This window comes from Fictibacillus enclensis (assembly GCF_001457035.1).
Taxonomy (GTDB): domain Bacteria; phylum Bacillota; class Bacilli; order Bacillales; family Fictibacillaceae; genus Fictibacillus_C; species Fictibacillus_C enclensis.
This window is the reverse complement of the sequence record NZ_KQ758618.1, coordinates 182,472-198,309: the sequence shown is the minus strand read 5'-3', so window position 1 is coordinate 198,309 and position 15,838 is coordinate 182,472. Positions and strand designations below refer to the sequence as shown.

Here is a 15,838-nt window from a genome sequence, read left to right as displayed (position 1 = left end):
CTTTTGCTTTCTTATTCTAATGTATTACAATTCGATATCATCGCCTGAAGCAATAGCGTCAGTTAATCGGTCATTAAATTGTTTGGCCGCATTCATCCCCATTCGCTTCAAGCGGAAGTTCATGGCAGCCACTTCTATAATAACAGCAAGGTTTCGTCCGGGGCGGACAGGAACCGTTAAGATCGGAACTTCTGTTTCCAGAATTTTCATCGTTTCTTCTTCCAGCCCGAGCCGGTCGTAAACCTTTTTAGAGTCCCAGGTTTCAAGATGAATAATGAGGGAAATCTTCTTGTAGTTGCGGATGGCCCCGGCCCCGAACAAGGTCATCACATTAATGATTCCCAGCCCCCGGATCTCGAGCAGATGCTGAATCAGCTCAGGTGCACTGCCGACCAGTGTTTCTTCGTCTTCCTGACGGATTTCGACCGAATCATCGGCCACCAGACGATGGCCCCGTTTGACAAGTTCCAATGCCGTCTCACTTTTTCCTACCCCGCTGTCCCCTTTGATCAGGACACCGATTCCATATATATCAACAAGAACACCATGGACAGCGGTCATTGGCGCCAGCCTGCTTTCCAGGTAGTTGGTCAGCCTGCTCGACAGCCGGGTCGTTGTCATTTTTGTGCGCATAATCGGAACGCCTGTCCCGTGTGAAGCAATCAGAAGTTCTTTCGGGACCTCCATTTCACGAGAGATGATAATTCCCGGTGTTTCATCCGTGCACAGCTGCTCCATCCGCTCTCTTCGAATCGGCGGCGGCAGCTCACTGATAAAGGTCAGTTCCGTTTTACCCAAAAGCTGAAGGCGCTCTGCCGGATAATATGTAAAATATCCTGCCATCTCCAGGCCCGGCCGGGAAATATCGCTGGTGGTGATGGTTCGGTGAACGCCTTCTTCCCCGCTGACCAGTTCAAGCTGAAACTTATCTATCAACTCTTTTGTATGTACTTTTGCCATGGTATCCTCCTATAGTTCTTGCATTCCTATTTATTGTAACACTATCAGCAATACGGAAACAAAACACAATTTACGGGCTTAATCGCAAGTTATTGCTTTCCATATGGTTTGCGGCTGGCCGGTTGCATAAACACGCGTGCGGCTTCCATTAAAGAATACTGTTTTTTCATAGACCATGCCCAGCTTTTTCGCCACCGCAATGGAGGCTGCATTTTTAGGATGAATCAATGAGATGAGTCTGCTTTGATGAAGCTCAGCTTTGCCGTATGACATAAAAAAACCGGCAGCTTCAGAAGCAAATCCTTTTCCCCAGAATGGCTTTTTAAGCCAATAGCCAATCTCTGTTTCTTTCCGACCTTCCACGACCTGGGGAACGAGGCCGGCATGTCCAATGGGCTCCCCGGTTTCTTTCAGAATGATGACAAACAGCCCCATCCCGTTTTTATACCCTGGAAGAATCCAGTTCTCCAAACTGCGGACCGCTTCCTTTTTCGTTTTGGTTAGTCCCTTGCCTATGTACCGGACAATATCCGGCTGTCCCCACATGGAAGCATAGAATTCATCGTCCTCTTTGGTGTATGCTCGATAGATCAGCCTTTGTGACTCCATGTTTCCCCTCCTTTTTACAACAGGAACGTATTCTATCTTCTAAAAAAAGCGCCCCTAGCTGGAACGCTTCCTTTTTTGCATCGGTTCAATAATGAAGTTTTGGATCAGCAAATTCAATATTGAAATGATAATCGCTGCCAGAAAAGCAGCTCCAAACCCGTCAATTTCAAAGCTCGATCCCATGACTTCAGCCGTAAGCATTAAAAGAACCGCATTAATAACAATCAGAAATAGCCCGAAAGACAAAACCGTTACAGGAAGTGTCAATAAAACCAAAACGGGCTTGATGAAGAGGTTGAAGATGGAGAGGATAATACTGGCCAGCAGGGCTGCCCCTGCCCCCTCCAATTTAAACGGTTCATAATAGCCGGCTACCACCATAAGGACGACGGTGTTAACAAGCAGAGAGATGATCCAATTCATAAACATTTACTGCACTTCACTTTCTTTCGGAATAATCAGCCTTCCTGTTTTGCCTTGAGTACAGCAATGGAGCCTGTCTTCGCCTCGGCTTCCATCCGGTAGGCCGGTTCACTTCCCTTATTTGCAATAAAACGGAGAAACTTCTTCGTAACTTCCTTTTTTTGTTCCAACACTTCCATACCGTCAAAGTCGCTGACAAGTCCGCCAACATAGGTTTTCAGGCTTGCCTCCACTTCAAGAGATCCCGGTAATTCTGCTTCTATTTTACCCGTCACTGTTTTTAAAGATGCATACCCTGATGCCGGTGTGTCTAAACGGTAATAAATGGATCCGTTGATGGTCTCAATCCGAATTTGCTCGGACTTTCCGTTCAGCCGGACGGGGCCATTCATTGTTTCTGCAACGAGTTCCTTCCAATTGCTTTCCTTCAGCGTAATGCTCCCATTGGAAGCTTCCGCTTTTAATTTATCGCCACCGCATCGGTTGACGAACAGAGACCCTATGGTAGATTTCAGTTCCAGGTGACGGCTCTGACAATCACTCGTTTTTATTCCGCCGTTGAATGTCACACACTTGATTTCGTGATATTGTTTTTTTGGAATAGAAACGACTGCATTCACTTTTTGATGTTTATTTCTCGCATAGAAACGAAGCCGTGTGGCATCGCAGTCATAGAAGGTTTCATTGCGAAATTTTGTTTTTGCTGCTGTCCCTTCTGGAATTTTATACACTTCAGCTTCGCATTCAATTTGAACATCATTTCGTTCCCACGGTACAAGGGTGATAGAACCATTATAAATTTCTATATCAATGTCCTCAAACATAACATGCCGGTCTTCAAAAATATGATGGACATCCTCATGAGGACCAAAATTCAGGTCAAAGTCTGCGGTCTTAATCCGCTTAACCACCCGGTTCAAGAACTTCCCTACTTTAAACCCTTGGGAAGGCACCTTTTTATGGTCTTTATTTTTTTTGCCCAATGTCCCCGAAGGCAGCGCAAACGTTTTTTTATGATTAACCGCAAGCAATAATTTTTCAGCTTCCTCCACTGATATCTTGCCTTCGTTAAGCATGTTTAAAATCATTTTTCGCTCTTCCATATAACTTGACGCCTCCTTCAAAGTTTAAAAACCGGCGCCGGCTGTTTCTGGATGCAGGGTTCTTTTCTGTTCCGGTCGGTGGATACCGCACTACATTTATGCTTTTAAGGTTTTTATTCCCTGAACAATATTCCATACCATAATTACGAGTGAACTCAGTCCAAACAGAATGGCGCACACCACAATGGATGTAATGCTGAATTCGGTTTCGGCCACAATAATGATGCTCAAAGGAATAGCGATGACGGGAAAAAGGTGCGAGAGAAAGGACCGCTTCGCATGTCTCATGACCTCTTGATCCTGCACAGCTAAATAAATTACGACTGGAAATAAAAACGGGGCAAAAAACATGCTGAAATAACATAGAGATGATAAAATACGATTCAAATTTGTGCTCATGCTGCATTTCCTCCTGGTTTACTGCTGCAATGAAAAGGATTACCCTTTGTAATTCTACCAAATAAAAAGACATCCTTTTAAAAATAGGGTGAGTATTTGTTTTTTTCCCTTATTATAAGCTATCTTAGAAGAGGATATTTGTTTTTGCCTTCCCACAGTTTTTATGGGTAACTGGCTCCCCAACTAGAAAGGGAAATCTTAATGGAGGATAACATGTTTTCAACTGAAAAAGGAATTAAATTTTTTACGATTTTTTTAACCTTGCTTATGGTGGCAGGAATTGTATACAGTGCGTTTTCCGACACAGGAGCCGGCTATTCTGCTGGTGAACGGATTCTGGCTGCCCTGGTCGGCAGTTTGATCGTCCTTTTGATCAACTTTCTTATATACAAGCTATTACTATTTCTAAAAAAATAGAAGAGCTCTGCGAGGATTTTCTCGCAGGCTCTTCTTTTTGCCTCAAATTATTTTGTTACTGATTCTCTTTGTTTCAGCAATGTTTCCATTCGCTTTTTATCACGTTTTAAAATCGGCGCCAAATAACGGCCGGTATGAGATTCGGCAACCTCGGCAAGCTTTTCGGGCGTTCCTGCACCCACGAGGGTACCGCCTTTATCTCCGCCTTCCGGTCCGAGGTCAATCAAGTAGTCACATTGTTTGATAACATCCAGATTATGCTCGATCACGACGACGGAATCTCCGTTATCCACAAGGCGCTGAAGCACCTTGAGCAAACGTGAAATGTCATCAACGTGCAGTCCTGTTGTCGGTTCATCAAGGATATAGATCGTTTTACCCGTTGAACGCTTATGAAGCTGGGAAGCAAGCTTCACCCGCTGTGCTTCTCCTCCGGAAAGGGTAGTCGCGGACTGGCCCAGCTTGATGTATCCTAATCCGACATCAAGGATGGTGGACAGCTTGCGGTTGATCTTTGGAATGTTGGCGAAGAATTCAACCCCTTCTTCCACTGTCATATCCAGGATATCCGCAATATTTTTTCCTTTGTATTTCACTTCCAGTGTTTCACGGTTATAGCGTTTTCCATGGCAAACTTCACATGGCACATACACGTCCGGCAGGAAATGCATCTCAATTTTAATGATCCCATCCCCGCGGCACGCTTCACAGCGGCCGCCTTTTACATTGAAGCTGAACCGGCCCTTTTTGTAGCCGCGAACCTTTGCTTCGTTGGAAGAGGCAAATACATCGCGGATGTCATCGAACACACCGGTATAGGTTGCCGGATTGGAACGAGGAGTTCGTCCGATCGGGGACTGGTCGATATCAATAACCTTGTCAATATGCTCCAGCCCTTTGATTTCCTTATGCTGCCCCGGTTTTACTTTCGCTTTATGAAGCTTCTGGGCCAATGCCTTATGAAGAATTTCATTGACGAGCGTACTTTTTCCTGAACCGGAAACACCGGTTACTCCGGTAAAGAGCCCCAATGGAATTTTTATTTTTACGTTTTTAAGGTTATTTTCGGTAGCTCCCACAATTTCAATGTTCCTTCCGTCCGGCTTCCTTCTTTGGGACGGGAGCGGAATAAAACGTTTGCCTGACAGATATTGCCCGGTCAGGGAATTTGGATCATCCATAATTTCATTCGGCGAGCCCTGTGCCGTAATCGTTCCACCATGGGCACCTGCTCCAGGGCCAATATCGATAATATAATCGGCCGCCAGCATGGTGTCCTCATCATGTTCGACAACGATCAGCGTATTTCCGAGGCTTCTCATTTCTTCAAGCGTACGGATCAGCCGGTCATTGTCCCGCTGATGAAGTCCGATGGACGGTTCATCGAGAATATACAACACACCCATCAGCCTTGAACCTACCTGTGTGGCCAGACGGATTCGCTGTGCCTCTCCACCGGACAATGTTCCTGCCGCGCGGTTCAAGGACAGATAATCAAGGCCGACGTTAACGAGGAATCCGATCCGGTCAACGATCTCACGAAGAATAAGACGGGCGATCGCGCGTTCTTTGTTGGTAAGATCGAGGTTCTCGAAAAATTCCTTGGCTTCGGTCACGGACAGCGCTGTCGCTTCACCAATATGCTGACCATTAATTAACACAGCCCGCGCCTCTTTTTTCAAACGGTATCCTTTGCAGGTCGGACATGCTTTTTGGCCCATGTAGCCTTCCATCTGCTCACGGATGTAATCCGAACCTGTCTCTTTGTAACGGCGTTCTACGTTCGCAAGTACTCCTTCAAAGTAGATATCGCTCGTTTTAACCTGCCCGAAATCATTTTTATAGCGGAACCGGATTCGCTCCGTATCGCCGCCATATAAAATTTTATCAAGCTGATCTTTTGGCAGATCCTTTACGCGAACATCCATATCGATGCCAAAGTGAGTGCACACGCTTTTCAGAAGCTGCGGATAATATTGTGAACTTACAGGCGTCCAGGGTGCAATGGCATTTTCATTTAGCGTCAGGTCCCAGTCCGGAATGACGAGTTCCGGATCGACCTCCAGTTTCATTCCGAGTCCGTCGCATGATGGGCAGGCTCCGAATGGGCTGTTGAAGGAGAATAATCTTGGCTCAAGTTCCCCAATGGAGAATCCGCAATACGGACACGCATGGTTTTGAGAGAACAAAAGCTCTTCTTCTCCCATGACATCTACCGTTACCGTTCCGCCTGCCAAATTCAATGCCGTCTCAAGCGAATCCGCCAGCCGGGTGGCGATTCCTTCCTTCACTACAATCCGGTCGACAACCACATCGATGGAATGCTTCTTATTCTTCTCAAGCTTAATGTCTTCGCTGACATCCAAAAGCTCTCCGTCCACTCGAACACGAACATAGCCCTGCTTCTTGATATCCTCAAGAATTTTGACATGCTCTCCTTTTCGCCCGGAAACGACCGGAGCCAAAATTTGGAGCTTGGTGCGTTCAGGATATTCGAGAATGCGGTCAACCATCTGTTCAATGGTCTGAGAGGTAATTTCAATGCCATGATTCGGACAGACCGGCCGCCCGATCCTGGCAAACAGAAGCCGTAAATAATCGTAAATCTCTGTGACCGTTCCTACTGTGGAACGGGGGTTTCTGCTCGTTGTTTTCTGGTCGATGGAAATAGCGGGAGAAAGGCCCTCAATGGAGTCAACATCCGGCTTGTCCATCTGCCCAAGGAACTGCCTCGCGTAGGCTGAGAGGGACTCGACATAGCGTCGCTGCCCCTCGGCATAAATGGTATCGAAAGCAAGCGAGGATTTCCCCGATCCTGACAGTCCTGTCAGAACCACGAGCTTATCACGAGGAATCGTAATATCTATATTTTTCAGGTTATGAGCGCGTGCACCCTTCACCGTAATGTTTTGTTTCGTAGACACTTGTTATCACCTTACCCTTCAGCTTTTAGCTCAAGTATCAAATCGCGAAGTTCTGCTGCACGTTCAAACTGCAGATTTCTTGCCGCATCCTTCATTTCAGCTTCCATTCGCCCGATGAAGGCTTCGCGATCTTTTTTGCTCATCTTCTGTTTTGGTGCCTTGGATGTGTACTCTTCGGCATCTTCTGCCGCCTGAGTGGCCCGGATGGCATCGTGAACCGCTTTTTTTATCGTTTGCGGCACAATGCCATGTTCCTCGTTGTACTGCATCTGTACGTTTCTGCGTCGCTGTGTTTCACCGATAGCAATCTCCATGGACCTGGTGATCTTGTCGGCATACATAATGACATGTCCATTGCTGTTACGTGCCGCACGGCCGATCGTCTGAATCAGGGATCTTTCGGAACGAAGGAATCCTTCCTTATCCGCATCGAGTATCGTAACAAGAGAAACCTCAGGAATGTCGAGTCCTTCCCTGAGAAGGTTAATCCCCACTAGCACATCAAACACACCGAGCCTCAAATCCCGGATGATCTCAATCCTCTCCAGCGTTTTAATCTCAGAATGGAGGTATCTTACCTTTATACCCATTTCCTGCAGGTAATCAGTCAGATCTTCAGACATTTTTTTGGTGAGCGTAGTCACGAGCACGCGTTCATTTTTGGCAACACGGTCGTTAATCTCACCAAGAAGATCGTCAATCTGACCTTTGCTCTTACGCACTTCAATGGTTGGATCCAGCAATCCGGTAGGCCGGATGATCTGCTGGATGGGTTCCGGAGCATGCTCCTCTTCATATGGGCCGGGTGTTGCAGATACATAAATGTGCTGAAACTTATCTTTTCCTTCAAATTCATCGAACGTCAACGGTCGGTTGTCTTTCGCTGAAGGCAGGCGGAATCCATGTTCAACGAGTACATTTTTACGTGCCTGGTCACCATTGTACATTCCGCGTATTTGCGGCAGTGTCACATGCGACTCATCGATCACGATCATAGAATCATCGGGAAAATAATCAAGAAGTGTGTACGGGGTGGATCCGATGGGGCGCAATGTCAGATGAAGAGAATAGTTTTCAATCCCCGAGCAAAAGCCCATTTCACTCATCATCTCAATATCATAGCGGGTGCGCTGCTCCAGACGCTGGGCTTCAAGCAGCTTGCCGGCATCATTCAATTCCTTCAGCCGCTCTTCGAGTTCAGCTTCAATCCTCTGAATGGCCATCTTCATTTTTTCTTCACGGGTGACAAAGTGGGATGCCGGAAAAATGGCCACATGATTACGCTCGCCGACAATTTCACCTGTGAGGGCATCTACCTCTGTAATCCGGTCGATCTCATCACCAAAAAATTCCACACGCAGGCACCGTTCATCACGGGAAGCAGGGAAGATTTCCACGACATCGCCGCGCACGCGAAAAGTACCGCGGGTGAAATTAATATCATTGCGGTTATACTGAATGTCCACCAAATCCCTCAAGAGCTGATCGCGGTCACGTTCCATTCCGGTACGCAGCGAAATTACCATGCTCTTGTATTCTTCCGGGGACCCGAGGCCATAGATGCAGGACACACTGGATACGATAATGACATCTTTTCTTTCAAACAAGGAAGACGTGGCACTGTGCCTTAGCTTATCGATTTCATCGTTAATGCTTGCATCTTTTTCTATAAATGTATCAGACTGCGGAATATAGGCTTCCGGCTGATAATAATCGTAATAACTTACAAAGTATTCAACAGCGTTATTCGGAAAAAATTCCTTGAATTCGCTGTAGAGCTGCCCGGCAAGCGTTTTGTTGTGGGCAATTACCAGAGTCGGTTTGTTTACTTCCTTGATGACATTGGATACCGTAAAGGTTTTTCCTGTACCTGTAGCCCCAAGAAGCGTCATTTTTTCCTTCTTCTCATTAATTCCTTTTACAAGCTGACGTATTGCCTCAGGCTGGTCTCCTTGAGGTTTATAAGAAGATACGAGCTCAAATGTTTCGCTCACATTCATAACCTCCGTCCTAAATTTTGCTAATAAGATTATAACACAGCAAACCTGTGAAACTCTAATTTTTACGAACAAATATTCGCGCGTCAAATATTGGAAATCAATACCGCATGGAAGAATGTATAGTATGCTACTGTTTTTCTTTTTTTTAAAGAAATTCGCTCATATAAGCAAAAAAAGCCAGCCCTCTGAAAAGGCAGACCTTTTTATATCACTTTACGTGCCTGTTTTTTATGGATGCCCAACCCCAGCCAAAATCCGATCACCAGGGAGCATGCGGCAATGGCTTACCCGGGTTGTTTCCCCCTTTACCATCGGCAATACCGTTGCCAGAATAACCTCTGTCATTCTTTTTTTCCTCTATTCTTTCTGCTTTCCTCGGTACGCTAAGCAGAAAAAAACCAAAACCCATAGGCTTTGGCAATAAAGGGGGTGAGTTGCTTCAAAAGCTTTTTACCCTCATTAACTCTTGTTCAAACATTAAAATAAAAAAAGTTTTTAAAAAAGAGTTTTGAAGTTACCTACAAAGGGAATTTACATAATATTCCCTTTTATTTGCGATTAACAATTAAACAGGAGGTTTTTCCATGAATACTCGCAGGGTTATTGGTATTTATCCTTCAGAAAATAAAGTTCTCAATAAACTAAAGTTACTTAAGAAAGATGGCATGAAAACAGAACACATGATCATCGTCAACCCCTCTGAGCCTCAAAAAAACCTGCCAGCTCCACCAAATATTCTGCAAAAACTCATAATGATCGGCGTTTCCGAAAGCGAAGCCAAATTATATGCTGAAGTGTTAAAAGAAGGACAATACATCTTGCTCAACACCGTCACCCACAAGAAATACTTAACCTGATTTTTTTGTTCCCCAAACATATCAGCCGTCACTTCTCCATATAGTGTAGGAAGAAGGAGGCGCATCCGCATGAACGAAACCGACCAGTTAAAAGCACTGAATCAACTATTGGAGATTATTCATTACAAGGGAAATGCCCGGAAACTATCTTTTATGAACCGGTCCCTTTTTCATTCCAAAAATATAAAATCAAAAAACATCACCCGCCTTCGGTCATAAGGGAGGGTGTTTTTCTTTTATCTTATAACACGGTATAGAAATGGAAGAAGAATTAAAATAAGCCGCTATTCCTTTTTCCATAAGGAGTTGGCGGCTGTTAATTTATTCGTTGCATACACCACTTGATGGCAGTAACTTCGGTTCCTACTTCCAGCATGGTATGAACGTTGAAGATATCCATAAGCTTCTGAACACCCGGCAAGCCTGTTCCCAATCCTCCCGAACTGGTGTAACCGGATTGGAGTGCCAGATTAATATCTTGAATACCAGGCCCGCGGTCGACGGCCGAAACACGGATACCGGCGCGATGGTTTTCCCTGATCGCTTCTACAATGATTTTTCCTTCGCCTGCGTAGAGATAGATATTTCTTGCAAGCTCGGATATTGCTGTCTTAATTCTCACTTGATCAACTGCATTAAATCCGATCTCCCGTGCCAGTACCTTTCCCTTCTGCCGGGCGATGAAGATATCGTATTCACGTTTTATTTCAACCGTAACCTGGTGATAGTTCACGGTAAGCACCTCTATTCCTGGATTATTGGTAGTGCTTACTTCCTACTGGCACGGGATATGGGATTATGTAAAAACTTCAGAATGTAAAACGAAACTATACTCCACATACCTTTCAACAATTTAAGTATTATTCCTTTTTATTTCAACAAATTTGTTCTGATTTGAGGATATATTACTACATATTCAGCTGTTTACGGTGTTAACTGCTTATTTCGGCATTTTTCTTCTATTTCCTTCGCATGCAGATTTATTCATTTGCTCCTGCTTCTTGAGTCAAAAAAAAGCCCCCATCCGAAGATGAGAAGCTTTGTGTCTTGTTTTCTATTTTCCGGAATTTTCATGGCCGGGCAGCTGTTCATCAGGAGTGGACTGGCCTCCCGCCGAAGTATTGTCATCAGGGATAATGGCGACCTGATTTCCTGAAGCGTCAGGTTTTGCTTTTCCGGATTCCGAGCTTGGCAGGTTATCATTTGATGAGCCGAAATCTGCAATTGAAACTACTTTAAGCCCTAAACTGTTTAGATTATCATTTAGCTTGTTACGAAGGTCCTTATCAAACGTTTCATGTGCTTCTGCCGTATATTCAAGCTGAACATTAATCGTTTTCATTTGAGATCTCCTCCTTCATTTCTTATGCAAAACCTATTCCCGTTTTTCTTCAGCATAAACAAAGAGTGACATCAGTCACTCTTTGTCGGGAAAGTATGGATTGATATGGATAAAGACTTCTGATATATCCGGAAACTGTGTTTGAAGTTCATCTCTCAGGTTTCTGGCGATATCATGCCCTTCTTTAATGCTCAAATCAAAATTAACCGATATGCGCAGGTCCAAAATAATGTAATGTCCATGTGTTCTTGCTCTCATGCGGTCTATTCGCTTTATATCGGGAAACTCCATGACGACTTTTCGATATTGAGAAAGAACCGGCTTCTCAATATTTTTGTCCATGAGGATGTCGATCGACGAGCCCAGAAGCTTCAGAGAAATTCTTAGTATGAGAAAGGCCACGATCAAGCTCGCTGCTGCATCGCCATAGAGCAAATAGTGTATATTATATTTCTCGCCGATAATGGAAAGAATTACACCAAAAAAAGCAGCCAGAGAAGCCACAATATCTGCTTTATGGTCAAAGGCGATCGCTATGATGGCTTTACTGTTATACTTCTCTCCAAGTTTCATTGAATTGCGATACAGAAGATGTTTCGCAACATAGGAAAACAGAGCCGCCACCAATGCAATGTATTCAGGAGCTTCAGGCTCCCCCAGGAAACCAAGAATCCCTTCAACAACAATGTAAATGCTGACAAGAAATAGAATGATTCCAACAAAGCCTTCACTCAGGACTTCTGCTTTCCCATGTCCAAACGGATGGTCCTCATCAGGCGGCTTATTGGAAATGCCGACCACAGCGAGAACAGCTATAGAAGCCACAATGTCCGCAGCCGAGTGAATTCCGTCCGCAAACACAGATTCACTTCCGGCCAGCAGCCCCACTGCAACTTTCCCTATGGTTAATATACAGTTGCTGACCAATGCAAGCCAGGCAACCCTTTTTCCAATCTTCTCTCTTTCATGTACGATTTCCATGTTCCCCTCCTAAAATAATGTTTCCCTTAGGAAAAAAAAATCCCGAACCGCTTTGCGGTTCAGGATTGGCCGGTCAATTTAAAGTTTGAAGTCAACATATCCATCATTCCTTTAATAATAAAAAACCCAGTTTTATAATGATACTCTTTTAAACCCTCAAAATCAAGCAGCTAAAGATGGCTTCCGACCCCTTTTTCCGGGGGAAACACCAGCCATCTTTGTCCCGCATAATTCAACAACGTATAAAGCCCTGTTCCAATCAATACCGCTGCATCATCCGCCGCCTGGCCATATTCGGGCAGCAGGGCATGAAAGCCCCAAACAGCCATCCGGATCGCCGCATAATAGGCAATAACATAGCAAGCCAGAATGACTGCGATAAAGCGCATAATGCTGCCGCTGACGGGAGATTGGCTTTTAAATGTAAATACCCGGTTTAATACATAGCTGACACAAGCACCAATGGCATTTCCCAGAAATGTAGCCACCCAATACGAAGCCCCCGTACCATGCAGCAGAAGATAGATGGATCCTAAACCGACAAGTGTATTGACCACACCTACCATTAAGAAACGCACAAACGAATGATTCATCGACTTTCCACCTGTTCCTGTTTTCATAATTGACCCTCTTTGACGGCACGGTAAAGGTAGATAGTCCATGCCGAGTCACGCTGAGTAAATTTCCTTATGTATTGCAGATTATTTTCCTTTGTATTAACAATCGGAACCGCAGATAAAATGTATTCTCCACCCATCCGTGTAAAAACAGTCGTGTTAAGCTGCAGATGCTTAATACTCTTTTTGGAGTTTTTCGTGTAGTTATAACGCTTTCCCAGCTCTGCCGAAAACAAATAGCAGCGGTTTCCCCAATCGTCGTAATAAGCCGCAAGCCGCGGACTCCTTTCCAATTCTTTCTGAATGATTTTACGGAATTCGTGTTTATAGGACAACGGATAATAATTATTGTACGTATCCAGCGTATAAAATCCATTATATTGAGCGATCGCAGGATGAATGCCCAAACTGGCTACACGATAGGAGGATTGTGGCTCTCCAATATAGCTTTCAATCTGCTGGAATTGCTTCTCCGCATAAAATTGTTTAAACGAAGGAGTTTGCCAGAAACGATAATAAATTTCCTCATTAAAACAGCACAGGATAAAAACCTGAAGCATCAAACCGGCCCGGATCCACGTCCGCCATTTCTCTTTATCCCATAACAGCCAAATGCCCAATGCAAAGAGTACATAAATGACAAGCGGGCGAAGGAAATGATACCTTGCAAAGTTAAACGTAGTAATAAAGTGAAAGTGATCTTTGATGGGAATCCAGCCTTTATAAAACCAGAAAGCATACCAAACGGACAGGAAAACATTAAGTAAAAATAAAAACTGAAAGAGCTTTACCTGCTTTTCATCCTTTTTTCTGCCCCAGGATTTATACAGCGCTACAAACAACACAGGTAAAATGACGACTGTATGTACCGTCATGTCATGGGTATGTCCCAAAAGAAAGTTTTTGAACACGAGCTGGACGGATCGCAAGAACGCAAGGGTCGAAATCTGGAATTCATCCCTGCTGGTTGGGGCTTGCGGGACTATCAGTGAATAAACAAGCCTGTATTCAATCAGAAGATAAATGGCTGTCATCAATGCAATGCTTCCCAAAAAACGTAAATTCCACCGCTTTTTTGTGACCAGTTCCCAAAGCCAAAACACACCCAAAGCACTGAGAAAAAAGAAAAATCCAAGAACAAAACTCGAGTATAAAGGAAGAAGAATAAGTGTTAGCCACTCCTTCCATGTGTCCTCATGCTTCCAGATTGTCAAAAAGGCCCATAAGGCAAGAGGCTGGCCAAGGGTGCTAAGCATACCCGATGGCCAGAACGGAGTGAGTGCAAAGGCAACCGATACCCAAACCGATACAGGATAGGCTTTCTTGTCTGGCAGGATGTGTTTTTTCAATAGAAGGTACATGCCAAGAAAAGCAAAAATCCGTGTGACCGCCTGGCTCAGCGCGTAGGCTGTCATGGATGAAAACCAATTGTGAAACCATTGAATCAGGCTGAATTCTGTGCCGAACGCGTTGCGCGGCAGGCCATTAATAATCTGGGGAATAACGCTGTCCATCGGACCAAACAACTGCCCGCTTTCTTTCAGCACCCTGTACCATGCGATATTGGAATCCATATTATCATGCACCCTGATGTGTGCATCCTCACCAAGAATAAAAGGAGGCGACATAAAAATTAAAAGAAGTGCCCAGGCCAGTATCAGATGTTTTTTTTCAGGCTGTAGATCTGACCAGTACTTAGCCATCTTGCCACTCCTCACATTTTATCCTTAGGTGCTTTTTTTAAGGATGTTTCAGTATTCTTTCTTTTAAATAATGAAGGAGAGGTTCGCGAAGCTCTTCATTCTGCAGAGCGAATTCAACGGAAGTTGTAATAAAGCCCAGCTTATCTCCCACATCATATCTATTCCCTTCAAACTCATAGGCATATACGTGTTGAACCTGATTCAGTTTTTGGATCGCATCGGTCAGCTGAATTTCACCTCCGGCTCCTGCTTCCTGGTTTTCCAGAAATGAGAAAATTTCAGGTGTCAGAATATAGCGCCCCATGATGGCAAGGTTGGAGGGCGCTTCACCGCGAGGCGGTTTTTCCACAAAGTTTGCTACCTCGTATAGGCGCCCGGACTTTGAACTCGTTTCCACAATACCATACCGGCTGGTCTCTTCGTCCGGGACTGGTTTTACCCCAATCACGGAGGACTCCGTGCGTTCAAATTGCTCTATCATCTGGCGGATGCAGGGAGTTTCTGCCTGAACAATGTCATCTCCAAGCAAAACGGCAAAAGGCTCATTGCCGATAAACTTCCGTGCGCTCCAAACCGCATGGCCAAGCCCTTTCGGATGTTTCTGCCGGATATAATGAATATCAGCCATTTCCGAAGAGCGCTGCACCTCTTCCAATAGTTTGACCTTGCCTGTCGAGAATAAACTATGTTCCAGATCAAATGAGTAATCAAAATGGTCCTCAATCGCCCGCTTCCCTTTTCCGGTAACGATCAGTATATCCTCGATTCCGGAATTGATTGCCTCTTCCACGATATATTGAATAGTTGGTTTATCCACGATCGGAAGCATTTCTTTCGGCATGGCTTTTGTAGCCGGCAAAAATCGTGTACCCAGCCCCGCTGCCGGAATGATCGCTTTTTTTACTCTCATTGATGTCATATCCTCTCTCCTCACTGAAACTATTTCTGTTACTGCTCATTTCCTTTTAAAAGTTTTTTAAAACTTGCGCTTTACACTAATTCTATCCCAAGGACAGGAGGGAATAAAATGGCGAAAATGGGAAATAAAATGATTGCCCTATGCTCTTCTGCCATAGGAGCCGTATATTTGGCGGGATTTGTGTCATCACAGCCTGACCAGAGCGCTGCAGTTCCACATACTCACACTGATCATACAAATACAAAAACTGACACACCGGCAAACGGTGCTAAACCACCCCGTCAAGTTTCAAAAAATAGTGTGCCTACCAATAAAGTGTACAAAGACGGAACCTTTATCGGACAGGCCACCAACCATATCGGGTCAGTGGAAGTAGCCGTTACTTTCAAAAAAGACAAAATCACGGATGTTGAAATTACGAATTGCGATACGCACTATTCTCCTTCTTATATACAGGACCTTCCTCAGCAGGTGCTGATTCGTCAAAGTGCAAACGTCGACATTGTCAGCGGGGCGACACTAAGCACGGAGGATTTTCAGCAGGCTGTCGATGACTGTATTCAGCAAGCCAAGATATAGCTAAA

Annotated in this window: 17 protein-coding genes; 4 read left to right on the top strand and 13 right to left on the bottom strand. The window is 44.7% G+C overall.

Features of this window, described 5'->3' with window-relative positions; genetic code table 11:
* Positions 1 to 24: 24 nt before the first annotated feature.
* The 5 genes from hprK to AS030_RS11360 form a co-directional block, all read right to left on the bottom strand.
* Positions 25 to 960 carry an HPr(Ser) kinase/phosphatase gene (hprK, locus tag AS030_RS11380; RefSeq protein WP_061971972.1) on the bottom strand — a complete coding sequence of 312 codons (936 nt, stop codon included), beginning with the start codon at positions 958 to 960 and terminating at the stop codon, positions 25 to 27.
* A gap of 78 nt (positions 961 to 1,038) precedes the next feature.
* The gene (locus AS030_RS11375) at positions 1,039 to 1,569 is read right to left on the bottom strand and encodes a GNAT family N-acetyltransferase (protein ID WP_061971971.1); all 531 of its coding nucleotides are present in this window, start codon (positions 1,567 to 1,569) and stop codon (positions 1,039 to 1,041) included.
* 54 nt (positions 1,570 to 1,623) lie between these two features.
* Positions 1,624 to 1,998 carry a phage holin family protein gene (locus AS030_RS11370; RefSeq protein WP_061971970.1) on the bottom strand — a complete coding sequence of 125 codons (375 nt, stop codon included), beginning with the start codon at positions 1,996 to 1,998 and terminating at the stop codon, positions 1,624 to 1,626.
* A gap of 29 nt (positions 1,999 to 2,027) precedes the next feature.
* Positions 2,028 to 3,095 (bottom strand): DUF4097 family beta strand repeat-containing protein, encoded by a 1,068-nt coding sequence (locus AS030_RS11365; RefSeq protein WP_061971969.1) that lies wholly within the window; start codon positions 3,093 to 3,095, stop codon positions 2,028 to 2,030.
* 96 nt (positions 3,096 to 3,191) lie between these two features.
* Entirely contained in the window at positions 3,192 to 3,494 is a 303-nt protein-coding gene (locus AS030_RS11360; protein WP_061971968.1) for a magnetosome magnetite crystal formation protein family, read from the bottom strand.
* Between the two features lie 213 nt (positions 3,495 to 3,707).
* On the opposite strand from AS030_RS11360, the gene AS030_RS11355 reads away from it, so the two are divergent.
* Positions 3,708 to 3,911: a hypothetical protein gene (locus tag AS030_RS11355; RefSeq protein WP_061971967.1), complete on the top strand. Its 204-nt coding sequence runs from the start codon at positions 3,708 to 3,710 to the stop codon at positions 3,909 to 3,911.
* Positions 3,912 to 3,958: 47 nt separating this feature from the next.
* On the opposite strand, the gene uvrA is transcribed toward AS030_RS11355, so the two are convergent.
* Together uvrA and uvrB are read right to left on the bottom strand one after the other, a co-directional pair.
* The gene (gene uvrA / locus AS030_RS11350; protein ID WP_061971966.1) at positions 3,959 to 6,835 is read right to left on the bottom strand and encodes an excinuclease ABC subunit UvrA; all 2,877 of its coding nucleotides are present in this window, start codon (positions 6,833 to 6,835) and stop codon (positions 3,959 to 3,961) included.
* An 11-nt stretch (positions 6,836 to 6,846) separates the two neighbouring features.
* Positions 6,847 to 8,829 carry an excinuclease ABC subunit UvrB gene (uvrB, locus tag AS030_RS11345; RefSeq protein ID WP_061972906.1) on the bottom strand — a complete coding sequence of 661 codons (1,983 nt, stop codon included), beginning with the start codon at positions 8,827 to 8,829 and terminating at the stop codon, positions 6,847 to 6,849.
* A 590-nt stretch (positions 8,830 to 9,419) separates the two neighbouring features.
* Between uvrB and AS030_RS11335 the strand changes: the two genes are divergently transcribed.
* Together AS030_RS11335 and AS030_RS23590 are read left to right on the top strand one after the other, a co-directional pair.
* A complete protein-coding gene (locus AS030_RS11335; protein ID WP_061971964.1) occupies positions 9,420 to 9,692 on the top strand; it encodes a hypothetical protein in 273 nt (90 codons plus the stop codon).
* Positions 9,693 to 9,761: 69 nt separating this feature from the next.
* Positions 9,762 to 9,911, top strand: a complete 150-nt coding sequence (locus AS030_RS23590) for a hypothetical protein (protein WP_156412569.1) — start codon at positions 9,762 to 9,764, stop codon at positions 9,909 to 9,911.
* A 97-nt stretch (positions 9,912 to 10,008) separates the two neighbouring features.
* Here the strand turns inward: AS030_RS23590 and AS030_RS11330 are convergent, their stop codons facing one another.
* The 6 genes from AS030_RS11330 to galU all read right to left on the bottom strand — a co-directional run bounded on the left by AS030_RS11330 (position 10,009) and on the right by galU (position 15,245).
* Positions 10,009 to 10,425 (bottom strand): anti-sigma regulatory factor, encoded by a 417-nt coding sequence (locus AS030_RS11330; RefSeq protein ID WP_061971963.1) that lies wholly within the window; start codon positions 10,423 to 10,425, stop codon positions 10,009 to 10,011.
* Positions 10,426 to 10,746: 321 nt separating this feature from the next.
* A complete protein-coding gene (locus AS030_RS11325; RefSeq protein WP_061971962.1) occupies positions 10,747 to 11,034 on the bottom strand; it encodes a hypothetical protein in 288 nt (95 codons plus the stop codon).
* 75 nt (positions 11,035 to 11,109) lie between these two features.
* The gene (locus AS030_RS11320) at positions 11,110 to 12,009 is read right to left on the bottom strand and encodes a cation diffusion facilitator family transporter (protein WP_164989024.1); all 900 of its coding nucleotides are present in this window, start codon (positions 12,007 to 12,009) and stop codon (positions 11,110 to 11,112) included.
* Positions 12,010 to 12,185: 176 nt separating this feature from the next.
* Complete coding sequence (locus AS030_RS11315; protein ID WP_240482323.1) at positions 12,186 to 12,635, bottom strand: GtrA family protein; 450 nt, start codon at positions 12,633 to 12,635, stop codon at positions 12,186 to 12,188.
* Complete coding sequence (locus AS030_RS11310; protein ID WP_061971960.1) at positions 12,632 to 14,335, bottom strand: DUF6044 family protein; 1,704 nt, start codon at positions 14,333 to 14,335, stop codon at positions 12,632 to 12,634. The genes AS030_RS11315 and AS030_RS11310 overlap by 4 nt, the downstream gene beginning before the upstream one ends.
* Positions 14,336 to 14,372: 37 nt before the next feature.
* Positions 14,373 to 15,245, bottom strand: a complete 873-nt coding sequence (gene galU, locus AS030_RS11305; protein ID WP_061972901.1) for a UTP--glucose-1-phosphate uridylyltransferase GalU — start codon at positions 15,243 to 15,245, stop codon at positions 14,373 to 14,375.
* 117 nt (positions 15,246 to 15,362) lie between these two features.
* On the opposite strand from galU, the gene AS030_RS11300 reads away from it, so the two are divergent.
* Complete coding sequence (locus AS030_RS11300; RefSeq protein WP_061971959.1) at positions 15,363 to 15,833, top strand: FMN-binding protein; 471 nt, start codon at positions 15,363 to 15,365, stop codon at positions 15,831 to 15,833.
* Positions 15,834 to 15,838: the final 5 nt, after the last annotated feature.

What these genes read in the sequence shown, in the direction of transcription:
- AS030_RS11355 (WP_061971967.1), top strand. Translation starts at nt 3,708, where the DNA reads ATGTTTTCAACTGAAAAAGGAATTAAATTTTTTACGATTTTTTTAACC.
- AS030_RS11335 (WP_061971964.1), top strand. Translation starts at nt 9,420, where the DNA reads ATGAATACTCGCAGGGTTATTGGTATTTATCCTTCAGAAAATAAAGTT.
- AS030_RS11360 (WP_061971968.1), bottom strand. Translation starts at nt 3,494, where the DNA reads ATGAGCACAAATTTGAATCGTATTTTATCATCTCTATGTTATTTCAGC.
- AS030_RS11310 (WP_061971960.1), bottom strand. Translation starts at nt 14,335, where the DNA reads ATGGCTAAGTACTGGTCAGATCTACAGCCTGAAAAAAAACATCTGATA.
- AS030_RS11300 (WP_061971959.1), top strand. Translation starts at nt 15,363, where the DNA reads ATGGCGAAAATGGGAAATAAAATGATTGCCCTATGCTCTTCTGCCATA.
- AS030_RS11325 (WP_061971962.1), bottom strand. Translation starts at nt 11,034, where the DNA reads ATGAAAACGATTAATGTTCAGCTTGAATATACGGCAGAAGCACATGAA.
- galU (WP_061972901.1), bottom strand. Translation starts at nt 15,245, where the DNA reads ATGAGAGTAAAAAAAGCGATCATTCCGGCAGCGGGGCTGGGTACACGA.
- hprK (WP_061971972.1), bottom strand. Translation starts at nt 960, where the DNA reads ATGGCAAAAGTACATACAAAAGAGTTGATAGATAAGTTTCAGCTTGAA.
- AS030_RS11315 (WP_240482323.1), bottom strand. Translation starts at nt 12,635, where the DNA reads ATGAAAACAGGAACAGGTGGAAAGTCGATGAATCATTCGTTTGTGCGT.
- AS030_RS11375 (WP_061971971.1), bottom strand. Translation starts at nt 1,569, where the DNA reads ATGGAGTCACAAAGGCTGATCTATCGAGCATACACCAAAGAGGACGAT.
- AS030_RS11370 (WP_061971970.1), bottom strand. Translation starts at nt 1,998, where the DNA reads ATGTTTATGAATTGGATCATCTCTCTGCTTGTTAACACCGTCGTCCTT.
- AS030_RS11365 (WP_061971969.1), bottom strand. Translation starts at nt 3,095, where the DNA reads ATGGAAGAGCGAAAAATGATTTTAAACATGCTTAACGAAGGCAAGATA.
- AS030_RS23590 (WP_156412569.1), top strand. Translation starts at nt 9,762, where the DNA reads ATGAACGAAACCGACCAGTTAAAAGCACTGAATCAACTATTGGAGATT.